17 protein-coding genes and 2 pseudogenes are annotated in these 21,752 nt (G+C 43.0%); 12 read left to right on the top strand and 7 right to left on the bottom strand.

Translation table 11 applies throughout. The features are described 5' to 3' along the window. Together H6G03_RS12560 and H6G03_RS12555 are read left to right on the top strand one after the other, a co-directional pair. On the top strand, window positions 1–436 hold a 436-nt coding region (locus H6G03_RS12560; protein WP_206756625.1), incomplete at its 5' end, for a hypothetical protein. 9 nt (window positions 437–445) lie between these two features. Beyond that, window positions 446–1,144, top strand: coding sequence for a hypothetical protein (locus tag H6G03_RS12555; protein ID WP_190464707.1), 699 nt, complete (start codon window positions 446–448; stop codon window positions 1,142–1,144). Between the two features lie 401 nt (window positions 1,145–1,545). On the opposite strand, the pseudogene H6G03_RS12550 reads toward H6G03_RS12555, so the two are convergent. Further along, window positions 1,546–1,743 (bottom strand): annotated as a pseudogene (locus tag H6G03_RS12550) (IS4 family transposase); the annotation flags it as partial. A gap of 261 nt (window positions 1,744–2,004) precedes the next feature. On the opposite strand from H6G03_RS12550, the gene H6G03_RS12545 reads away from it, so the two are divergent. Next, window positions 2,005–3,660: an IS1634 family transposase gene (locus H6G03_RS12545; protein ID WP_190464705.1), complete on the top strand. Its 1,656-nt coding sequence runs from the start codon at window positions 2,005–2,007 to the stop codon at window positions 3,658–3,660. A 276-nt stretch (window positions 3,661–3,936) separates the two neighbouring features. Here H6G03_RS12545 and H6G03_RS12540 read toward each other — a convergent pair whose 3' ends face one another. Next, the gene (locus tag H6G03_RS12540; RefSeq protein ID WP_255512218.1) at window positions 3,937–4,845 is read right to left on the bottom strand and encodes an IS4 family transposase; all 909 of its coding nucleotides are present in this window, start codon (window positions 4,843–4,845) and stop codon (window positions 3,937–3,939) included. 56 nt (window positions 4,846–4,901) lie between these two features. Between H6G03_RS12540 and H6G03_RS37975 the strand changes: the two genes are divergently transcribed. Continuing rightward, the gene (locus H6G03_RS37975) at window positions 4,902–5,048 is read left to right on the top strand and encodes a hypothetical protein (RefSeq protein WP_242060389.1); all 147 of its coding nucleotides are present in this window, start codon (window positions 4,902–4,904) and stop codon (window positions 5,046–5,048) included. A gap of 118 nt (window positions 5,049–5,166) precedes the next feature. Next, window positions 5,167–6,045 carry an IS4 family transposase gene (locus H6G03_RS12535; RefSeq protein WP_242056749.1) on the top strand — a complete coding sequence of 293 codons (879 nt, stop codon included), beginning with the start codon at window positions 5,167–5,169 and terminating at the stop codon, window positions 6,043–6,045. Here H6G03_RS12535 and H6G03_RS12530 read toward each other — a convergent pair. Beyond that, entirely contained in the window at window positions 6,034–6,459 is a 426-nt protein-coding gene (locus tag H6G03_RS12530; protein WP_190464703.1) for an IS4/Tn5 family transposase DNA-binding protein, read from the bottom strand. The two genes, H6G03_RS12535 and H6G03_RS12530, sit on opposite strands and share 12 nt — an antisense overlap. Window positions 6,460–6,917: 458 nt before the next feature. Here H6G03_RS12530 and H6G03_RS12525 point away from each other — a divergent pair, with 458 nt between their 5' ends. From H6G03_RS12525 to H6G03_RS12500, 5 genes are all read left to right on the top strand, one after another. After that, entirely contained in the window at window positions 6,918–7,355 is a 438-nt protein-coding gene (locus tag H6G03_RS12525; protein ID WP_190464702.1) for a transposase, read from the top strand. A gap of 119 nt (window positions 7,356–7,474) precedes the next feature. Further along, the gene (locus H6G03_RS12520) at window positions 7,475–8,617 is read left to right on the top strand and encodes an IS4 family transposase (RefSeq protein ID WP_190464701.1); all 1,143 of its coding nucleotides are present in this window, start codon (window positions 7,475–7,477) and stop codon (window positions 8,615–8,617) included. Window positions 8,618–9,031: 414 nt separating this feature from the next. Then, a complete protein-coding gene (locus tag H6G03_RS12510) occupies window positions 9,032–9,364 on the top strand; it encodes a helix-turn-helix domain-containing protein (protein WP_190464700.1) in 333 nt (110 codons plus the stop codon). Next, window positions 9,361–9,918, top strand: a complete 558-nt coding sequence (locus tag H6G03_RS12505; protein ID WP_190464699.1) for a transposase — start codon at window positions 9,361–9,363, stop codon at window positions 9,916–9,918. Before H6G03_RS12510 ends, H6G03_RS12505 begins: the two co-directional genes overlap by 4 nt. A 68-nt stretch (window positions 9,919–9,986) precedes the next feature. Then, window positions 9,987–11,129, top strand: coding sequence for an IS4 family transposase (locus tag H6G03_RS12500; RefSeq protein ID WP_190464698.1), 1,143 nt, complete (start codon window positions 9,987–9,989; stop codon window positions 11,127–11,129). A 520-nt stretch (window positions 11,130–11,649) separates the two neighbouring features. On the opposite strand, the pseudogene H6G03_RS12495 reads toward H6G03_RS12500, so the two are convergent. Beyond that, a pseudogene (locus H6G03_RS12495) lies at window positions 11,650–13,228 on the bottom strand (IS1182 family transposase). Window positions 13,229–13,531: 303 nt separating this feature from the next. Between H6G03_RS12495 and H6G03_RS12490 the strand changes: the two are divergent. Together H6G03_RS12490 and H6G03_RS12485 are read left to right on the top strand one after the other, a co-directional pair. Next, on the top strand, window positions 13,532–14,584 hold the full coding sequence (locus H6G03_RS12490; RefSeq protein WP_190464697.1) for a type IV toxin-antitoxin system AbiEi family antitoxin: 1,053 nt from the start codon (window positions 13,532–13,534) through the stop codon (window positions 14,582–14,584). Further along, window positions 14,578–15,402, top strand: coding sequence for a hypothetical protein (locus H6G03_RS12485; RefSeq protein ID WP_190464696.1), 825 nt, complete (start codon window positions 14,578–14,580; stop codon window positions 15,400–15,402). Before H6G03_RS12490 ends, H6G03_RS12485 begins: the two co-directional genes overlap by 7 nt. A gap of 150 nt (window positions 15,403–15,552) precedes the next feature. On the opposite strand, the gene H6G03_RS12480 is transcribed toward H6G03_RS12485, so the two are convergent. From H6G03_RS12480 to H6G03_RS37965, 3 genes are all read right to left on the bottom strand, one after another. Next, entirely contained in the window at window positions 15,553–16,320 is a 768-nt protein-coding gene (locus H6G03_RS12480; RefSeq protein WP_190464695.1) for an HIRAN domain-containing protein, read from the bottom strand. Continuing rightward, window positions 16,317–17,243 carry a HipA domain-containing protein gene (locus H6G03_RS37970; protein WP_190464694.1) on the bottom strand — a complete coding sequence of 309 codons (927 nt, stop codon included), beginning with the start codon at window positions 17,241–17,243 and terminating at the stop codon, window positions 16,317–16,319. The genes H6G03_RS12480 and H6G03_RS37970 overlap by 4 nt, the downstream gene beginning before the upstream one ends. 128 nt (window positions 17,244–17,371) lie before the next feature. Then, a complete protein-coding gene (locus tag H6G03_RS37965) occupies window positions 17,372–21,448 on the bottom strand; it encodes a plasmid replication protein, CyRepA1 family (RefSeq protein WP_242060388.1) in 4,077 nt (1,358 codons plus the stop codon). Window positions 21,449–21,752 lie beyond the last annotated feature (304 nt).

Below are 21,752 nucleotides of genomic sequence, written 5' to 3'. Positions count from 1 at the left end.
TTGGAGAGCGCTCTCCGGCCTCAAACAATTGCTGTCCCTTCGTTTCAGGTCTTTCCTCCCCCGGACATTTAGCCTGTTAACGAGGACATCTACCTTGTTATTCGACAACAATCAAGGTGAATCCACTTATGAAGTAAATGTTCTTAGCCCCGCAGCGCAACTTCCTTTAATTTTTGAAATCTCGGGATATCAATTCGGTGCTTTTTATTTAGACCGTTTTGCGGCTATTGAATATGAACAATTTTATCAATACTTAGCTGAAAGAGGCGCTCACAAATTTGTTCGAGATTACCGAGACAACCTCAGACAAGCCCAACTTATAAACTTAATTGATGAACTGGATTTTCTTGATGAGTGCTATCAGAACCAAATTGATTTAACTAACGAAACTGATAATTATTTTACCAGCTTACTAGCTAAATATGGTCGAGCTTGACGTGGCTGTATGTGGCAAGATTTATATGATGATTTATATCCGAATCCGACCCAATCTTTTGATTTTTCTGTTCATCCTGAAATCTATTGGTCTGGCTTAGGTCTTGAATACTTACTTCCCCCAGATTTTGAACTTGGTGATGAGTGGGATGCTAATTACTGGCCTGAAGAAACCCAAGATATTTCGGAGATTTTTGCAGATTTTCTGGTGCCTTCTATTCCTGTAACAACTGATGATACTTTCTCTTGGTGGAGTAGTTATAGAGAAGATAAGTATTGCTGGCTAGAAGTAATTTCTAAACGTTACTACTCGACCTATCCTATTTACCTATCTGCTAACAATGAGTCTGTTGATCCTCCAAACAAATCTGCTTCTGACTTTGATTTTAATGGCGACTGGTCTTCTTTGACCAGTGATGAGTTGAAACTTTTTCGCACGCGAGGTGCTGCTTCTGAAAAGTTGCGGCGTTGTTTGATTGCCATGATTCATTTTAATGATTATTCTGCTACTAATAAACATCAAAAATGGGCGATTAATCAATCTTCTTTGCAACGTTTATCTGGTTGTAATCGTGATGCTGTTAAACGCTTTTTAGCTGAGAATGAACTGTTGGTTAATCGTCATAATTCTCATCATGGTCTGACTGAACGCCACAATACTGGTAAGGGTCGTGCTGGGATCAAAATTGAGCAGGTGATCTCCTGGTAAGTTTTTCCACATTTAAATTGGATCGTCCAAGAAGTTGGAATTTATGCCTTGCTTACAACTGCTTAGAGCATTCAGTATGGATTAGCTTTGTCCCAGACACTAAGGACTTCTATTTGATTAATTTCTTTTGGGAGTAAATTTTTCGATTTTTATGCGATCGCACTCTTGTACCATCGAGCGATCGCTTAGCGAGTCACGAGCAGATTATCGCTTTTGCGTCTCATTCTGGGTAGACAAATCTTCTGTACACAAAATGATAATTTTATGTACATCGCTCGCTAAGTTGTTTGTTTTGACTTTGACTGGCAGCTTGTTAATTTATCGCTGCCTGTACACAATAATTCTTGGCTGGCTACCCATACTTTTATCGCATCAATATTTACATTAAGTCTCTTGACTTTTTAAGGGTTTTCTGTATAAGCTATTAACCAAAACTGTGCGATGTCGTGTAGCGATCGCATTCCGAGCCAAATTGTTTTTACGCCTGGTTCTCCGTCTGTTTTACGACCTAAAAATCCTCCTAGTTTTGCGATCCACAGTACGCATTCTTGCAGGGTGGGTGGTTCTGATGGTGGCTTTGATGTTTGGTGGGTTATGCAATACAACCCACATTCCGCACCCTCAACTGTCACACATCAACAAAAAGGCGATTGAATAGTACAGATGAACTAAAGCAGAAGCGGAGTAAAGAAGCTAAATGATAATTAGTGGCATTAAGCAGAGAAAGTAGAAAGGTAAATTCGATCGTAAGGAGGGCAAAATAAGGAAAACTATCATAGGCAACAAAAGAGTTAAAAAAATTAATTTATCACAACGATAAAAATGGGAAAATAGCCACAGCAGTTGTGGAGAATGTGGAGATGTTAATAAATAAAGAGATAGAGATTCAAAACATAGACCATTTAGGAATAGTAGCAGGAATCATAGACGCCATTGGATTAGTAGAAACAATCAATGAATTAATCGGTGAAGAGAAAGCAGAAAAAGTCAGTCCAGGTCATACAGTCAAAGCCATGATTTTAAACGGGTTAGGATTTGTATCTAGACCTTTATATATGTTTCCGCAATTCTTTGAAACAATCGCCTGTGAACATTTAATAGGAGCCGGAGTCAAACCAGAATATCTCAACGATGATAAATTGGGGAGAGTGATGGATAAACTATTTATCAAAGGGCTAGATGGAATATTTTTAAACATCGCTTTAAATGCCATCAAAAAGTTTAACGTATCTTTATTATCATCACATTTAGATTCATCATCAATGCACGTACATGGAGAATACAATACCAGCTTACCAGAAGTAGTATTCGCTCGTCAACAAGCAGTCAATACCCAAGAGTCAGAAGAATTAGGAGTAAAATCCCCCAAAGAAATTAGGCTCACCTACGGTTATTCCCGCGACCACAGACCAGATTTAAAACAATTTATCATCGAACTAATATGTTCGGGAGATGGAGATATACCAATCTTCTTAAAATTAGCATCGGGAAACCAAGCCGACTCATCATGTTTTGGACAAATAGCAGTAGATTACCGAAACCAAATAGAAGTTGATAGTCTCATCGTAGCAGACTGCGCTTTATATACCGAATCAAATCTTAAATTGATGTTAGATTTGCGCTGGTTGTGTCGAGTACCTTTAAGTATAAAAACAGCCCAATCATTAATATCAACATTACCAGAATCAGAATTGATAGCTAGTAACTTAGAAGGATACAGATTTGTCGAAAAAACAGTAACTTATGCCGGAATAGAGCAAAGATGGTTGGTCGTAGAGAGCGAATCTAGAAAAGAATCAGACCTGCGTAAGCTCTTCCAAAAAATTGGGAAGGCAGAATCAAAAGTCCTAAATGAATTGAAACAGTTAGCGACCGAAAAATTTGCTTGTGAAGCTGATGCAGTCAAGGCATTAGCCAAACTATCAAAGACGTTTAAATATCACCAGATTGAGGACAGTAAAGTTACTGAAATCACAGCAAATAAACCAGATAAGCCGCCAATAAAATCTTACCAAATCTCAGCTACATTATCCAAAAGTGAAAGTAAAATTAACCCGGAGATTCTGAGCGCAGGGCGTTTCATTATTGCGACAAATGTTTTAGATTCAAGTGTGCTTAGTAATGAAACAATGCTGAGTGAGTATAAAGCTCAGCAATCATGTGAGAGGGGATTTGGTTTTCTGAAAGACCCCTTATTTTTTGCAGATAGTATCTTTCTCAAAAGCCCGGAGAGAATTGAATCATTAGCCATGATTATGGGTTTATGCTTGCTGGTTTATACACTGGCTCAAAGACAAATCCGAACCGCTTTACAAGAGTCTAAATCAACGATTAAAAATCAGTTGGGTAAAGCTACTGACCGTCCCACTTTAAGGTGGATATTTCAATGCTTCCAGTCTATTCATTTAGTGCTATTTAATCAAGAAACACAGGTTTCTAATTGGAATCAATCGCGAGATTTTATTCTGAATCTATTACCAGAAGATTGTCTCCCTTACTATAAATTAGTCACTTAATTTAATTAGGCTCTCTATTGCTTTATTATCCCCATAATCCAGCGCTATTCGCTTTGATTAATAGCGCTCTGTTACTATGTCAAAAATCTCGCTTTCTCACTTCAATTTATTAATTTGATTTATGGTTCATGGATTTCATATCTTGATTTATTTATCTAACACCAATTTATCTGCCTCTCATGCTTATTGCTCCTTATTGAGAATAGGTTTTTACCCCATTTTTTAGGATTCATCACGGATCAGATGTCTTTTTTGAGTAAGGATGTCTCTTTTTATTCAAGCTTTGCTTTTTGCTCTCCGTAATTTCCGATTGGGACAGTTGAGGGTGCGGAATGTGGGATACAATGCTTGCCATTCGTGGCTTTGAAATGCTTGTGTGGCTGGTGTTTCTGGGTTGTTTCTAGCTTGATATGTCAGCCATAATAGCCGCCATGCTACGATCGCGTATGTGGCTAAGGCTCTTTCAATTCTTTTGGCTGTTTCTAGTTGCAGGTTTTCGATGTTACAGCCGCTTTTTAGGGTGTAATGGTATCGCTCGATTAGCCAACGGTATGAATACCATTTTAAACATAAGCAGGCTTGTTGGTAGTCGGTTACTGGTAGGGTAGTTACTAATAACCATTTGATTGGTTTTTCCTTGGGTGGGGGCGTTTCTTCTTGGGCTAGTATAACTTGAATTTTGATTGGTTTTAGGTTGCTTTGTTGGGGATGCCTTTCTGGGGGTTGTAGTAAATAAGTGGCGATTCTTATGGTTAATTTGGCTGGGCGAGGTTGCCGTTTGGTTGTGCGTTTTAATGAGATGGTTAGTTGTCCGATTGGTTTGGTTTTGATGATGGCTTGTGGGAGTTTTTCTACTTCGGTTTGGGTGGTTGCTGTTTTGACTGACCTTTTTTGGTAGGCTCTGATTAAGTATTCTGAACCGATTCTTCTGGGTTGGGCGAATAGTTCGTATATGTCTGCTTCTCGGTCGCCTACTGTGACTACTCTTACTTGGGAGGGGATGGCGTTTTGGGTGATTTCTAGGCTTTCTGTCCACCGTTTACTTTCTTTGGGTTCGGTTGGTTTGGTGGTTTCGGGTTTTTTGGTGGTGTTGGTTTTCTTTTCTCTTGCCCACATTTGTTGATGTAGTAGTCCTGACGGGGTGACAACCCCGTCAAAAGCCCCACCGGTGGCGGATTTGGCCAACTTGAGCTAAAAAAAGATGGGGTTTCCATTGTTTAAGTGTCCCCATCTACATAATTATGTTTCCTCAATTTTACCAAAACCATCTAGAAAAACAACTCAAATCGGCAGAATACCATACGCTCAAGGCTCTGGTATATCTGTTGCAGAGCCATAAACAAGTTAGTATTGAATTATTGGCTTCTTTTTGGCCTTATCCGATTTAATTTGAGAGTCGCAGGCGTAGCCTACAAAGATTTCTGAAATTAGACTCCCTGAACATAGAAAGCCTGTGGTTTCCACTTGTTAAAGAAATTTTACAAGCTAAATTTAACAAATCTCAACATGAAGAAACTTGCGATCGATAGAACGCAGTGGCGAGCGCATAATGTATTTATGGTCAGCCTAATTTGGGAAAACAGAAGTATCCCCTTATACTGGCAATTGCTGGACAAAAGAGGATGTAGTAATATTGACGAACAAAAAGCTCTACTCACTCCTGTGTTAGAGTTGCTATCAGATTATGAAGTGATTGTGTTAGGCGATCGGGAATTTGGTAGTGTCAAGCTCGCATCGTGGCTCTGTCAGAGACAAGTAAAGTTTATTTTTAGAGTGAAACAAGGGCGCTATATCCAAGAGGAGAACTCTGATTACATTCGCTTATCTGACATGGGTTTAGTGCCGGGAACTAGCTTTTATTTAGCCGATACAAAATTCACCAAACAAAAAGGTTTTGGGACTTTGGATATCGCTGGTTATTGGCGACGAAAATATAGAGGAAAACAGGAGGACGAAGGTTGGTATCTTTTGACTAATGTCGGCACTTTAAAACAATCGGTCGATATCTTCAAATGTCGGAGTGGGATTGAAGCTTTGTTTAAAGATTGTAAGACTGGGGGTTATAACTTAGAGAAAAGTCACGCTAACAATCGGCGTTTGAGTAGTTTAATATTATTAATAGCGATCGCCTACACTTGTGCTGTAATTCAAGGTCAAAGAATCAAGACAATGGGAGTGCAGAAATATGTGGGTAGGTTAACTGAGCGCGGGCGATCGATACGTCGTCATAGTAGTTTTTGGATAGGATTATATGGTCAATGTTGGGTAATTGGCATGGAATTTTGTCAAGATGTTATTACTGAATTAATGAGAATCAGGCGCAATAAACTACCATTTTTTCAGAGGGGTCTAAGGGCTATGTCCTTTATTTTATCAATGTTTTGACGGGGTTGTCACCCCGTGAGGTAGTAGTCCTAATGGTACTCCTTCATCACTGACGCAGAGAACTGAGTGTAGTTTTAATCCGTTGGCTTTTGAATTACTTATTGGGCCTAACCCTTGTTTGTGGCGATGATGGCTGTAGTCTAGTTCTGTGGTGTCTTGTATGGCTAGTACTAAGGGGTGTTCTAATGCTCTTTCTATGGTGCTTTCTCTGTGGGCTGCTATGATGGCTGATGCTTTGATTCTTGGGTTGGAGAAGAAGTCGTAGGCGGCTTGGACTGCGGCGGCATTTCGACAGGCTTGCGGTATGCTTGATGATGGTTTGCTGGCTAGGTCTTCTACTATTTTGATTAACCGCTGGTTGCGACGTTTGTTTCCTAGTTTGGCGGTTTTTAATTCGGCGGCTGCCCAACTCATTCTGTTTTTCCCCTGACTTCATTTCTTTTATTTTCTCTCTGTTTGCCCTCCTGCATTCTGTCTGTTAATTTTTTTTAGCAATCGCGTTAGCCTGTCCCAGGCATATCGCTTTTTTCTTAAACCTCTTTATATCACCCCTTAATCGGCTTCGTTTACTTTTATTTTCTCCCTCTTTCTTCACAACTAATTTGCTTTTCTTGCTTTCATTTTTTGTATGTACAGTATGTCCTTCTACACCTTTTTACCCTACATAAGAATTGCTGCCTCTGAGAACCTAATCTTTAACTTTTGTAACCAACATTGGCCTAACACTTCTTTGACTCCCCTCTTTTAACCAGAAATTGCGCTTTTCCACCGCTCAAATTGTTAAGTTTTTTTGCTAGCTTTGTTAAGTTATTTGCGATTAATGGATAGCTTTGTTTACTCAACTTCAACAACTTGGTTACAAGGGTAGCTACATGACTGTTTGCCGTTTTTTTCAACGGCTCGATTTGAGTAATGGTGTTCCTGTGCGTCGTCTGGCTCCAATTCGCTCAGTTCCACCGTTGCGCGATCGCCATCTGCCACCTCTGACTCCCCGACAGGCTGCTTTTTTGGTTTTTCGTCTGTCTGATTCTTTGTCTGCTGATGAAAAACAACTGCTCTCATTGCTGTCTCAACAGCCGGATGTTGCACCAGCGATCGAGTTGGTTCAGGATTTTGCGGCTCTTGTGCGTCAGCGACAGCATCATTTGTTGGATGCCTGGTTGCAACAGGCCACTGATTGCTCTTTCTCTCCTTTGGTTCGCTTCGCAAACGGTCTTGTCCAGGACTATCAAGCTGTTAAAGCTGCTTTGACTCTCTCTACCTTCAGGGGGCGACAAGCGCCCCCGAACCAAGACAATGAAGGCGTTTGAAGCTTTAACCTCTGCCAGAAAATTCCCGACTTATTGACAACAAGCTCTAGGTAGAGAAAAAAGTATCAAGTTGTGATAAAAAGGAACGGTCTCGCTATGTTCACAAGACCACATCAAAAATGTTGCCATCATTTTACCAAAAATACCTGGAAAAATATCTGAAACCAGCACAATTAATTACTTTAAAAATGCTGGTGTGGTTGTTACAATCCCAAAAACAAGTACGAATAGAAAGACTGGCGGCTACTCTGCCATTACCCATATTGGAAAATAGTCGCCGTCGCCACCTTCAACGTTTTCTATCTCTCGGTTCATTAAATATACTTGCACTCTGGTTTCCCTTAATTAGAGAGATTATTTACCATCGCATTAAAGTGGGAACTCAAATAATTATCGCTATTGATAGAACCCAATGGTCATATAATAATGTTTTGATGGTCAGCGCCATTCATCAAAAAAGAGCTTTTCCAGTATTTTGGACATTGTTAGATAAAAAAGGAGCTTGCAACCTCGCAGAGCAAAAGCAAGTATTACGTCCAGTAATTCGGTTGTTAAACAAATATCAAATAGTTGTCGTTGGAGATCGGGAGTTTCATAGTATAGAATTGGCGCAATGGTTACACCGTAACAAGGTCAGCTTTATACTCCGTCAAAAATGTGACACAACTTTTCGATCAAAAAGACAAATATCTCAACCGTTAAGCAGTATTCCTCTTCAACCAGGTATTCGGCTTTTTTATCAAAATATTAGTTTGACTCAGAAAAAAGGTTTTAACCGCTTTAATTTGGCTGCTTATTGGAAGAGAAAGTATAAAGGTAACCAGGAAAAAGAGCCTTGGTATTTGTTAACTAATCTTTCCGACCTGAAAAGTGCTACTCAGATCTACAAGCAACGTTATGGCATAGAGGCGATGTTTAAGGATTGTAAAACTGGAGGCTATAATCTTGAAGATTCTAAAACATCACCTGACAGATTAATCAAATTAATTCTTTTAATAGCTTTAGCCATGACTTCGGCATGGTTGCATGGTCAAAGAACTCAACTACAAGGGCAACACGAATATGTTTGTCGTTTGACAGAAACAGGTAGAACCAGAAGACGACATAGTAAATTTTGGATAGGCTTATATGGAGAAAGTTGGCTGGCTGCTTTCCAGTCCTGCCAGTTATGGGTAGAAGAAATGCTGAGTCTTATTGCAAATAAAAAGTTATTTTATCAACGAGGCTTGAGAGCCATAAACCTTATAGAGCAGCCGCTCTAGCGGCTTGGTCGCCCCCTGAACTCTCTACCAGTAATGGTCAGGTTGAGGGACAGGTTAATCGTCTCAAGATGCTTAAGCGTCAAATGTATGGTCGTGCTGGTTTACCTTTACTTCAACGTCGTTTTCTCTTGCTTTCTTGAATGTTTGTTGACAGCTTTTCTCATTTATCTGGTTTTTTACTTTTCAGGGGGCGACAAGCGCCCCCAAAGCAGCATGTGCAGAGGTTTTGGAGCTTTCAACCCCTGCCGAAAAATCCCTGGCTTATTGAGAACTGGCTCTATATAGAGAAAAAAGTATTACAGCGCTTTGCGCTGTTATGAGATACAATAAAATATCACTTCGTAGCCAAAGGTAATGAAAGCGTATTCGGTTGAGTTCCGCAAAAGAATAGTGATAGCCCATTTGGTAGAAAAGATGTCAATCAGGAAAGTAGCTACCCAATTTGCTGTCAGTACAAGTTTAGTCCAAAAGTTGGTGAATCTTCAACGAACAGAAGGAAATTTACAGCCCAAACAAACGGGAAAACCACAATTTAGCCACCTGACCAATGCGGAACCAGAAGTCAAAGCATTAGTAGCAGAACATCCAGATGCAACATTAGCAGAATTATGTGAATTATTTGCTTCTAAAACCGGAAATTGGGTGAGTCAGTCGGCCATGTGCCGCTATTTGCAAAAATTAGGGTTAAATCGCAAAAAAAAACTTGGTACAGCAGCCAAGCGGCGACAGAAAGAGTCCGAAAATTGAGAGTTGAGTATTGGGACTCAATCAAACATATTGAGCCAGAAAATCTCGTATTTTTGGATGAAACAGGCATTCTACTTGGGTTAGCGAGAACTCATGCTCGTTCCTATCCAGGCACAAGAGCCACCGAACTAAAACCATTTTATCGCGCTGCTAAAGTGACAGCTATTGGCGCAATTAGTATTAATAAAGTCCTGGCATTAATGACAATGAATGACTCAATGGATGGCCAAGCATTTGCTGTATTTATTTCTAAGTTTTTATGTCCTCAGTTATGGCCGGGAGCGGTAGTAGTCATGGATAATTTACCCGCCCATAAATTAGCATCTATTGAGCCTATGATTCAAGCTGTAGGTGCGAGTGTTATTTGTTTATCCCCATACTCTCCAGATTTTAATCCCATTGAACTCTGGTGGTCACAACTTAAATCTTTTTTACGTAAATTCGCTCCCACTAACACCTTGATGGTTGACAGAATCATCAAGGTAGCTCTCCATTTAATCAATCCTCAACATTTGAGAAATTGGTTTGCTCGTTGCTGCTACTGTACCTCATAACAGCGCAAAGCGCTGTAAGTTGTGGTAAAAAGGAACGGTCTCGTTATGAACACAAGACCGAAGCTATAATGTTGCCATCATTTTATCAAAAATACCTGGAAAGATATCTCAAGCCAGCACAATTAATTACTCTAAAAATGCTGGTATGGTTGCTACAATCCCAAAAACAAGTACGACTAGAAAGACTGGCAGCCAATCTACCATTGCCAATTTTAGAAAATAGTCGTCGTCGCCACATTCAACGTTTTTTATCCCTCGGTTCATTAAGTATACTAGCTCTGTGGTTCCCTTTGATTAGAGAGATTATTTTCCATCAAATCAAGACCGGAACTCAACTAATTATTGCTATCGACCGAACCCAATGGCGAGAAAATAATGTATTGATGGTTAGCGCCATTTACCAAAAAAGAGCTTTTCCCATATTCTGGACATTGTTAGATAAAAAGGGGGCGTGTAATATAGCCGAACAAAAGCAAGTATTACGTCCGGTAATTCGGCTATTAAAGAAATATAAATTAGTGCTCATTGGGGATAGAGAGTTTCATAGCATAGAACTGGCACAGTGGCTACATCGTCAACATCTTAGCTTTGTGCTTCGCCAAAAATGTGACACAACATTTAGAGAAAAAAGACAGCAATTTCAGCCGTTAAGTAGTATCCCTATTCAACCAGGAATTCGGCTTTTTTATCCCCAGATTAGCTTAACTCAGAAGAAAGGCTTTAACCGTTTTAATTTAGCGGCTTACTGGAAGAGAAAGTATAAAGGTAAACAGGAGAAAGAGCCGTTGTATTTATTAACTAATCTCCCCGATGGCAAAAGTGCTACTCACATCTATCAACAACGTTATGGTATAGAAGCAATGTTTAAAGATTGTAAAACCGGAGGATATAATCTAGAAGGTTCCAAAGCCTCGCCTGATAAATTAATTCGCTTAATTCTCTTAATAGCTTTAGCCATGACTTCAGCCTGGTTGCAAGGAAAAAGAACTTCTTTACAAGGACAACAAGAATACGTTTGTCGTCCGACAGAAAAAGGTAGAAATAGAAGAAGACATAGTAATTTTTGGATAGGTTTATATGGGGAAACCTGGCTGATTGCTTTTCAGTCCTGCCAGTTATGGGTACAGGAAATGCTAAATTTTATTGGCAATAAGAAGTCATTTTATCGACGAGGATTAAGAGCCATAAGCCTTATACAGCAACCTCTTTAGCGACTTCGTCGCCCCCTGAATTTTTACTTTTTTGCGATCGCTTCTGCGGTGGTTTTTCCTTCTCTGCTCATACTACATCCGGCAAGCTTCTCTCCTGGCTGTTTCTACCTGGTAATCTGAGTGCCAATTTTCCAAAAATGCTGCCTCAACGGATTACTTCTACTTTTTCTTATCAAGGGTACTACATCCCTCTATCCCTTACCATGTATAGCTTCTGGCTTATTGCTTCTCTTCACCAAAATCGCGTAAGAACCGCGTAAGAACCCAATCATCCTGAAACTCGACACTTATGGATAGAGTTTTCGGTCAAGTGCTAGAGCGCCAGTCCAGTAGAAGAGATTGACAAAAAGTGATCTTTATGTTGGGCTAGAAAAAACCTCTCGCTCACCACTCAAGAGTCAAGGCGTAACTGAGCGAGAGTAAAATTAACAAAACAAAATTCCAGCCTCTTTCTTGCGCTTGACAAAAGAGGTTTCTTATCAGAATAAAACCATCTATTAAACTGAAGATATTTTTTTAGTTAAGCAGATATCGGTTGATGTTCCGTAAAAATTCGAGCCAAAACATGAAGATTATGAACAACTGCCATGCGGCGAAGATCGAAAAGGTTTTTACGCAGTCCCAAGTAGCGAGCTTGTTTTCCCTGCCATTGACCAATATGAGCTAAGCTATGTTCTACGCTGACTCGTTCTCTTAATTTCTGGCGACCAGATGCAGTGGTTTGACGTTGACGTAATTCCTGCAATAAAGACTCATCTGGATGAATGGAAATAGTACGACCTTTAGAACTAGCTGTACATTGAGAACGCACTGGACAAGTCTGACATTGCAGTTGAGGAAAGCGAACAATTTTTCCTTCTATAAATGGGATGCTTATCCCATTAGGACAACGAATTAACTGATTCTCCCAGTCTAGATTGAAAGCTGTTTTATTAAAAAAATTCCCATTACGTACTCGCCAAGATTTACAAATAATTGTCAAGTTTGATGAACGTTCTTTTACCCAATGGCTTGTCAAATAAGCGCGGTCGATATGTAATTCTTCTAAAGTAACTTGTTGAGATTCTAAATCGAGCGCAATTGCAGAAGTAACACTAGCTTCTGCTGCAGCTTGCAGGTGTCACTCCTACGGCTCTCACCATTCCTAGATCTAAGTCTTTGAGGATGTGACGCTTATAGCCATCAAACCTTTGTGAACGGCTTTTTCGTCCGTGTCGCATCTCCGGGTCTTCAATCGCTATCCGGCGATTAGGAGCTACGCCCTGACGTAACTTTGGGCAACTATCTTCTCCCTTTTCTATATCTTGTGCCTCTATTTGTCGTGCATCCTCTAAACTTTTTTGTGCCAATTCCCTGGTTGGTTGTTCAATTTCAGATTGTTCTTCTATCCAATTTTCTACTTGATTGAGGGCTTGGAGAATTTTTATTAATGCTTGTTCTCTGGCTGATGGTTCATCCCAATCCATATCTAATGCTCCTTTGAGACTGCTATTAGTTATCACCTCTGCGCCAGCCTTTTTTGCGATCGATTCCAAATCTTGCTGCGTGTGACTGGCAATTATTTCTAACGCTTTCTTAAGTGCATGACCTAATAAGTTATAAGTGTCTTCCACTCTCGCCGCTCCCCATAATGGGCTTGAATCTAACGCGGCTCTTAAGGAACGCTCACTGTATCCTTGGGTCTTTTTTGCAATTTCGATGGTTTTTTCAATCAGACGCCGATCGCCACCTTTAGCGATTAAAGCTGCGCGAAACCTCACTAATGTTCCTTTGCCAAACGGTGCTTGTTCGCAGTCAATACAATCTAGTACCAGTTGCCATCGTCGATCCATTACCATTGCTTCGATCGCTTCATCATCTGAAACTCCTGTATAAGCTTGCAGAATAATTGCTAAAGCAATCTGTGCTGGTGCGAGCGGGCATTTTCCTACCGTACTGTCTTTAAACAGACCTGAGAGTTCTTGTTGAAGTTCTTGATCGAATAGTTGGTGACGAATTTTTCTTACAAATAAGAACAGTTTAGCCGCACGGATGCGTTTGGCGATAATTTGCTCTTGTGGGGATAACTCGATGGGGGGATTCCATATTGGTGGACGCATCGCTTGACTCTTGAGTGGTGAGCGAGAGGTTTTTTCTAGCCCACCATAAAGAGCGCTTTTTGTCAACCTCTTCTACTGGACTGGCGCTCTAGAGCATACCTTACCTATTACACCACCACATCTCACCCCACAAACCTGATTACGCCGTCTAGATATCTATCTAGACATTATTGGCTCAATCTCCCACGCCTGCTGCCCAGCCTTTTTCCTCTTTCACCAAATATGCGTCAGAACCCATTTGCCTTCTGCTATAATTTTCACTAAATAAGTTAGTTTCAGCAATTGCTGAAAATAGCTTTAACAATGAAAATACCCAATTTAGAACAAGAAGCTTTTGCGGCTCTGCGTGCTTGTTTGCAGGAGATTCCCTTTGTGCAGGTAGAGCTTCTAGAGAAAGAGTCAGAAAAAGAGCAGAAAAGTCCTGAATTTCAGGCGACGTTGAAGTTACCGACACATGATGTGCCGCTAGTAGTCGATGTCAAACCGAACGGTCAGCCGCTGCAAGCCCGCTCTTCTGCTAACAAGCTATTTCGCAGTGTGGGGGCAATTCCGGGAGCCTACGGCGTGTTCATCGCTCCTTACATTTCCCCAAGATCTGCGGAAATTTGTACTCAAGAAGATATCGGCTATGTGGATTTAGCAGGGAACTGTCGCCTGTGCTTTGGGCAGGTCTACATTCAAAAAGAGGGGAAGCCCAACCCATTTAATGAAAAACGGGATCTGAGATCGCTTTACTCTCCTAAAGCCGAGCGAATCTTAAGAGTTCTACTTAACTCACCGCAAAAAGCGTGGAAGGTGCAGGACTTAAGCGTTGAAGCCGCAGTCAGCCTGGGACAAGTGTCTAACATTAAGAAGTTGCTCGCCTCTAGGGAGTTAATTAAGACTAGCCCCGATGGGTTTTGGTTGCGCGAGCCTTGTTTGCTTCTATCGGACTTTCGGCAACACTACGACTATCGCCGCCACCAGGTATTTGACTTTTATTCCCTCAAAAGTGTTGGGGAAATTGAAGCGACTTTGGCACAAACCTGCTCCGATGCGGGGATTCGCTACGCTTTAACGGGATTTTCCGGTGCGGCAAGATATGCCCCAGTTGTCCGATATCAACGGGTAATGGCTTACGTTGCTGACGGGGTGGAAAAGTTGGCCCTGAAGCTAAATTTGAAAGCGGTGAATAGCGGTGCTAATGTCAGTTTGCTCCAACCTTATGATGAGGGAGTTTTTTACCAGGCGCAAGATATTGATGGGACTCAAGTTGTGTCCCCAATCCAACTTTATCTCGACCTCTACCAAATGAGGGGACGTGGGGAAGAGGCGGCGCAAGCACTTTTAGAACAGGTAATCATGCCCCAATGGTAGCCAAACGCGATTACACCCAGATGGCAGTAGAAGCAGCGAGATCGGTGCTGTTGGAACTGGTTCGTATTTTGGGGGAGTACCGTAACGAGATTGTCATTATCGGCGGTTGGGTGCCAGAACTGCTGCTATCTGAGGCACAACAGCGACACATCGGTAGTACTGATGTCGATATCGCGCTTAATCACCGGACTTTACAAGCGGCGGGCTACAAAACTATTCAAGAATTACTGTTGGCTCGTGGGTATCGTGAGGGAAGACAGCCTTTCATTTTTTCTCGGACTGTGACGGTGAACGACCGGGAGATTGTCGTACAGGTTGATTTCCTGGCGGGTGAATACGAAGGTAGTGCTAAAAGCCATCGGACTCAGGAGATTCAGGATATCCGAGCTAGGAAAGCACGAGGTTGCGATCTGGCTTTTGAATTGTTTACAGAAGTGAGGATTTCTGGAACGCTGCCTGGGGGGGGAATAGATTCTGCGTCTTTACGGGTGGCTTCTATTGTGCCTTTTCTGGTAATGAAAGGGATGGCTCTTTATGACCGTCTCAAGGAAAAGGATGCTTGGGATATTTATTTCTGCCTTTACAATTATCCTGGTGGTTTAGATGCTTTGGTTGAGGAGTTTAAGCCTCATATCACTCGTGGTTTGGTGCGGGAAGGTTTGAGCAAAATTGCTGAAAAGTTCGCTTCGCCTTCACACATCGGCCCGGTGTTTGTTTCTGATTTTGAGGAGTTGAGTGACCCTGTTGAGAGAGAATTCTTGCAACGAGATGCTTATGAACGGGTGAACTATTTATTGACGCAGTTGGGTATCAGTTGAGTAACCGTAAAAACTCTCGCTTCTTGAGTAACCACGCTCTCTAATCCTATTCAACATCGCACTTGGCCAGCCGATTACTATTTTTCCTGTGCTTAGAGTGACACAAGACCGGTAATTACCCTGGTACTCGGCAGATCTGCTGAAACTCTTTCAGGGCATGGCAATTACCGCGTCAGCGATTAGAGGCTGATACTCAAGACCGGAAAACGGAAGATTTTCCTCACTCCACCTTGCGGTCAAGTTACACAGCAAGCGAAACTGGAGCGGTGTCGGCGGTTGATTAGCACGCTCTACACGCACCTCTACCAAACGAGGATTCCTCCGTAGAAGCTCAAAAATCTCACTATTCAAGTATCGCGGACAATACCCTACGATGTAGCGGTCTTCTGTATTGAGAGTCAATCCCTGGGAATCAAAAGAATTTTGAAATTCGTGCGCTAACCATAACTTATCCCCAGGCTCAAAGCGATTAATCCGCTCAATAGCAGATTGGGGTAGATGTCGCAGTCCGTGAGAGAAAAAGTGAAGATGATATCGTCCTTCTTCATCTGGTGCAGGACATGGAAAGACGGTAAGTGTATCTGTTTCTCTTTGCCCACCACTGCGGGCTAGCATGGCAATCGGGTCATCTTCATGTTCGGGAATATTCAACCATTGAATAAAACTTGAGTAGTCTGGACGACTTCGAGGCATTAACCGATTAGAGAATACAGAAAATAAATGAGTTGATGTATAGACCTCATCTAAGCGCGGAAACGATAACAAAGGTTGAAAACCACATTTCTCTTGAGCTTCTTTAGCACCTTGCGTGTAGACAAATTGATAAATCGCTCCATCAAAAGTTAAGCGACCAATGGGAAACCAGGAGCGGCTATTGGGGTCTTGCCAAGCCAAAAATAGTGTTTTGGGTTTATTCAAAGTAGTGAATTCCTCAAGGTAAGTAGTTTGTCTTGGTTAAACTCCAGAATTTTTTGGGCAAACTCTGCTGCGATAGACGAAATGCGATTGTTAGGAATCCGATTAAAAATCTCTCCTGTATTATCTTCTGAAATGCTTTTAAGTCGTGACAGCCACATCAGGGCAGCTTCAGGATAACTATGAGCAACTCGCTGAAAAACATCAAAAGTTCTCAGGGGCTTTTTGTCGCCAATATTCTCATAGAATGCTGAGAAACATTTGTTTGTATATGCTTCTACTAAACGTTTCTGCCTTTGTTCATCAGACAGGTCACGACCTAAACTTGAGGCATGGTCGAAAGTGGGTGCTAAGTGAATTGTTTCCATCGAATTAGACGGGGCTTTACTTCTTACGATTCCCCAGTTTTCGTGGTGACGGTCTCCATTGCCAATCCAGGCATCTAACAGCAGATAGCCGACAAAGACTTCTACTGCGCTTTCGATGCCTTCTGCTGCTGTCCAACCAAGAGGAAGATTCACAGACTCATCGGAGATAACGCTTAGTACAATATTAATCGTATGTTGTGTGACCCTATAAGTTCCAGAGGTGGGGTAATTCGGTACGATGGGGGTGAGCAGTTCGTTACCATGAACCAGCGTCCCTCCTTCTGGTAAAAAGTAGGGGGAAACGACACCGCGATTTCCTTCCCAAGTTTCCGCTAGTTCATAAACAGCGTGAGGGAGTCCCAAGAGGAAGCACAACTGGGATGCTACTTTTTCAGCCCAATCTTCGCCTATGTTTTGTCGGGCTTGCTTGTACAGACAAAGACCCAATTCTTCATGTTCAAACCAAAACTTATACTTGCTCCCCATCGTTTCATTTGTGGAGAGTTCATAAGCTTCTTGGCTGACACGAATAATGGGGAAGTTTGGAGTGGCTATCATTCCGTGGAGTCACTCAAGCTAGAGAATAAAATAATACTAATTGGGACTGTCTTAAGATCCACAAGAAGATTTTAAACCGTCCGGTCGTACCCAGTTTCAGTGAGATAAAGACGCGGCATCGCCACTCATCATCCCGTTCCCTCATCAGCCAGTTGCAAGCGATGTGCGTAAGTATGGGTAAATAGTCCAGACAAGAGCGATCGCACCATCACCTGAGTACCTGATGAGACAGCTTTAACGACATATTTCTCAACCTCACTACAGAACCTCACCACTGAGCCAACTTTCAGCCATTCGGGTGCTGTTTCGGGGGCAGTTGGGGCAGCGATATCTTCCGATTCCCCCTGTCCTTCTGTTGGTAGCATCGCTTCCAATGGTTCATTTTCCACATTCTGCACTTGGGCCTCAAGAGCTGGGAGATCGCTCGACTGTGGTACACCCCCTGAGATACTTATATATGTATCCGACCCCGATCCACCAATAGCAGGGTCAACAGTATCTTGTGGTACACCCCCTGATATCCCTATAAAATTATCCGACCCCGATCCACTAACAGCAGGGTCATCACTCAAAGGAGACACACCCCCTGATATCCCTATAGAATGATCAGACCCCGATCCACTTACAACAGGGTCAACAGTATCTTGTGGTACACCCCCTGATATCCCTATAGAATGATCAGACCCCGATCCACTTACAACAGGGTCAACAGTATCTTGTGGTACACCCCCTGATATCCCTATATATTTATCAGACCCCGATCCACTAACAGCAGGGTCATCACTCAAAGGAGACAGACCCCCTGATATCCCTATATATTTATCCGACCCCGATCCACCCCGTACACTCGCCGCCTCAGCTACCCTTTCCACAGCTTCAACATCCCGCTGGTACCAAGCCGAAAAAATCGCCTCTCTACCATCATCAGGGAATTGGAACTGATAAACCCTCACCCGCTTCCTTCTAAGAGAAGCGTCACGTTCCTCTATCCGTTCAAAACCAATGCGTTTGAGAGTAAACCCTAACTTTACACCCAGGATATACTGCACCACCTCCATTGGCGGAGCATTGGGATTGATATTTATCCCCAAAAAGTCCTTCACATCCTGACTGTACTGCTTAACGAGATTGCTAAACTCTATCACCTCTGAGTCAATTCCTCTAAACTCAACTTCAGGTGTGAAAAAATAAGTTATTCCCAATTTCTTAAGCGCTTCTACAGTAGCCGTAATAAATCGCAAGTCCTGCGGACAAACTTTTCCATTACCCCTTTCCCGATGTCCTGTTAAGTGATTTTTATCCCTATTCTTGACAAATTCAGAATCATGAGTCAGGTAATAATGGAGGCGGATTTTAGACAGCCAGCCGTCTTCGTCCTTTAATACCAATTCCGGAGTAACGGTCACACCATAAGTTTCCTCCAGTTGATATTTGCGAACAGCATTTAGTTCCAACTGAGTTTTAGAACGTTTGTCTTTCAACAAAAGGTATTTAGACTTGTTAATCCGCTCGACAACTGTAACAGCTTCTGCCGAAGTCATCCGGTTTTCTTGTCTGATAACTTTGGCTTCTTCACTAAGACAAGTCGCTTCTGTTTCTAGTTGGTCTAACTCTTCTTTTAGTTTGACGATTTGTTCGGATAATTCCTCCTTTTGTTCGTAATCATCGGCATTGTGAGCCGCTATTTCTAGCGTTTGCAAAAAACTAATCTGTTGCTGCAATTCATTCTCGCGACACAGATGCACTTGATGACCTTCAGCTTTCAAAAGCTCCCAAATAATCTTTCGATAATCCCACATTCCGGCATTAATTCTCGCCCCCATCTTTGCCCAAGTTCGCAAGTGAATCGGGTCATAAGCAGAATCAATATCAAAGTCTACATCTTGCAACAAAGACAGATTAGTTTTGATGACTTTCTGTTGAGATTTGAGAATCGCTCGATAACTCGCGCTACCGTTGCCAATTTTACCCAAGCCAAATTGTTTAGTCCAAACAAACCAAGGCACATTTTCATCTCGCACACGCGCCAAACCTTGCAAAGCATCATTAACCGGTATTGCTCCTTTAAAAATACCGAAAACCGCCACAAAATTACCCCGAATGTTAATACTAACTCCGGTGCCAATAGTAGGACTGGCAATGATAATGTCGTAGTTTGGGATGATGGTATTAATTTTCTCCACGCAGCCATAAGCTGGATGGTTGGGGTTGGCTACTGACTCGCTATCAATCCTGAGAATTCGTAAGACAGGAAATCGTTTTTTCAGTTGGATTTCCAAGTTGGTACAAGACCATTTTCCCTTGACTTTTTGGGAATCTTCCACCACCATGATGGGGCTGCTATGTCGCTGGATGGGACAACATTCGGCGCGGCTGTCGATATCGCAACAAGTGACCTCAAGAGATAAAATTCTCTCCATCTGGGCAAACAGCGGTGCGGGGTCGCTGGTGGCGAAGAAAGTGACGTCCCGTCCCTTGGTTGGTTTCCACTCGTTGACTGCAATCCAAGGCTCGATCTGAATACCCGAGATCGCTTTCAAGTAGTCGATCGATTTGTCGGATAAGTCGGCATCTTGGGCAACGACTAAGCCACCGGTGGTCAAGACATTGTGGATCAGTTTTTGGAAAGTTTGCAAGATAGCGACCCGGTTCTCGTAGCAGGTGCTAGAGTTCAGGGCGTGCCAGAGGACTTGTTCGCACTCATCGATGATGACGATCGCTCCCTCCCAGTTTTCTGGATTGAATTGGGCTTGAGATCGGGGATGCAGGCTATCGATGCAAAGGCCGTATCCGAACAGTTTACCTTCAGGCGAGTCTCTGGTTTCGTCGATGTAGTTGACTCCCAAGGCAGCGCAGATTGCCCTGCCCAGTTGAATCCTGTGCGTAATTATCAACACGCGACGGGAGCCTGTGTCAAGGGCATCTGAGACAAGCTCAATCAAACCTTGGGTTTTGCCAGTACCTTTGGGGGATTTGATGCCTACTAACCCGGATTCGGGATAAGGGATTTCTCCCAGATAGCGCTGGAAGAGTTTTAAAGCGACTGGATAAGTTAGTCTCCAAGATTCCCTAGTTTGCCAAAATGAGAAGGCTTGTGCGGCCTGGTAGAGGTCACTGAAAGCATTCTCACCCCCGGATGGGATATCTCTCTGGTTCGATTGGAACGTAAAGTTCCTGGCAGAAGGGAGGTCACTGAAAGCATCTTCCTCCCCAGATGGGATATCTCTCTGGTTCGATTGGAACGTAAAGTTTCTGGCAGAAGGGAGGTCACTGAAAGCATCTTCATCCCCATCCTCCCCAGATGGGGATGATGGGTAAAAATTAATGGTATTTTCTCCCCTGCCCCCCTGCTCCTCTGCTCCTCTGCTCCTCTGCTCCCCTGCTCCGGAGCCTCTTTCACGGGCTACTACGAAATCATCGACGCCTTTTTCAGGCCCAGGCAGGCTGATGACTTTCACCTGACATTTGGCGGCATTGAAGCACTGGCCCAGCTTGTCAATTTCCCGGTTGACGTTCTGGATGGTTTGGCGTTTGGTGTCACGGTCGAAGCTGATGTAGATTTCCCGTCCTAGTGTGGCGAAGTGTTGCAGTTCTGGGATGAGATAGGGGTTGCATTTCTGCCCTGAGGAGTTCTTAGTTCTGACGCCCATTGTAACGCCGGGGATGGCTATGGCGACGTAGCCCAAGGTTAGCAGACAGCCTGCTTTTTTAGCGCCTTCGACGATGATAATGGGAATGTTTTTGGCCCACACCCATTGCCAGAAGCCGTGTTGTTTGTCTTGTTCGGTGATGGGGACGCTGTAGCGTTGGGAGATTTTCGACCAGATGCGGTCTGGGACTTGCAGGAAGAAGGCTCTGGTGGGGGTTTTGGGCGGATGCTCGTATTTGATGGGTTTGAGCTGGCCTTTGGGGTCAAAGGTTTGGCGTGGCTGGTTGGGTTTGAAGCAGCCCCACAGCATGGGTTGCCAGTTGTCGAGGGGGTCGAGTCCACTACACCACCAGCCGCCAGCTTCGATGTGGCTGTATTTTTTTCTGGCCCACAGCCACTGGGCGTCGGGGTGGACTCGGCCGGAGGCGGCGTCAATTTCGTAGAGGAGGTAGGCGTAGGGGGCGTCCTCACAGAGGACGCGGACGTTGAGGGCGAAGATTTGGGGGTCTACGCTGCTGTTGAGCCATTCATTGCGGGGGGACTGTGGCGTTACCATAGCTCACCCCAATGAATTGCTCTGCTGTCGCGCGAATTCTTCATCGGGCTATTCCTTGCGTGGGGAACATCCCTTTTTCTCACTTTTCGCTCAGGACTGCTGGGAAACGGATCTAATTACTCTGTTTGGTACTAAGAGCCTGAAAGCTATGTGTAGTAAGGATTACAAAAATTGATAGTCGGGCGATCCTAGAGAAATAGTCGGGCGATCCTAGAGATTTTGTAACATCGCTCAAATTTTTATCCAGTAAGGGTTTGAGGTCTATTTTTTCGGTTAATTTGGTTGTTACACGGCTGTAATCACC

This window comes from Aerosakkonema funiforme FACHB-1375, from assembly GCF_014696265.1.
Lineage (GTDB): Bacteria > Cyanobacteriota > Cyanobacteriia > Cyanobacteriales > Aerosakkonemataceae > Aerosakkonema > Aerosakkonema funiforme_A.
This window is presented reverse-complemented; position numbering and strand designations above follow the sequence as displayed.

Bases quoted from the DNA above. Each gene is read 5' to 3' on its own strand.
- H6G03_RS12555 (WP_190464707.1), top strand. From the start codon at position 446: ATGTGGCAAGATTTATATGATGATTTATATCCGAATCCGACCCAATCT.
- H6G03_RS12545 (WP_190464705.1), top strand. From the start codon at position 2,005: ATGTTAATAAATAAAGAGATAGAGATTCAAAACATAGACCATTTAGGA.
- H6G03_RS37975 (WP_242060389.1), top strand. From the start codon at position 4,902: ATGTTTCCTCAATTTTACCAAAACCATCTAGAAAAACAACTCAAATCG.
- H6G03_RS12535 (WP_242056749.1), top strand. From the start codon at position 5,167: ATGAAGAAACTTGCGATCGATAGAACGCAGTGGCGAGCGCATAATGTA.
- H6G03_RS12530 (WP_190464703.1), bottom strand. From the start codon at position 6,459: ATGAGTTGGGCAGCCGCCGAATTAAAAACCGCCAAACTAGGAAACAAA.
- H6G03_RS12525 (WP_190464702.1), top strand. From the start codon at position 6,918: ATGACTGTTTGCCGTTTTTTTCAACGGCTCGATTTGAGTAATGGTGTT.
- H6G03_RS12520 (WP_190464701.1), top strand. From the start codon at position 7,475: ATGTTGCCATCATTTTACCAAAAATACCTGGAAAAATATCTGAAACCA.
- H6G03_RS12510 (WP_190464700.1), top strand. From the start codon at position 9,032: ATGTCAATCAGGAAAGTAGCTACCCAATTTGCTGTCAGTACAAGTTTA.
- H6G03_RS12500 (WP_190464698.1), top strand. From the start codon at position 9,987: ATGTTGCCATCATTTTATCAAAAATACCTGGAAAGATATCTCAAGCCA.
- H6G03_RS12490 (WP_190464697.1), top strand. From the start codon at position 13,532: ATGAAAATACCCAATTTAGAACAAGAAGCTTTTGCGGCTCTGCGTGCT.
- H6G03_RS12485 (WP_190464696.1), top strand. From the start codon at position 14,578: ATGGTAGCCAAACGCGATTACACCCAGATGGCAGTAGAAGCAGCGAGA.
- H6G03_RS37970 (WP_190464694.1), bottom strand. From the start codon at position 17,243: ATGATAGCCACTCCAAACTTCCCCATTATTCGTGTCAGCCAAGAAGCT.
- H6G03_RS37965 (WP_242060388.1), bottom strand. From the start codon at position 21,448: ATGGTAACGCCACAGTCCCCCCGCAATGAATGGCTCAACAGCAGCGTA.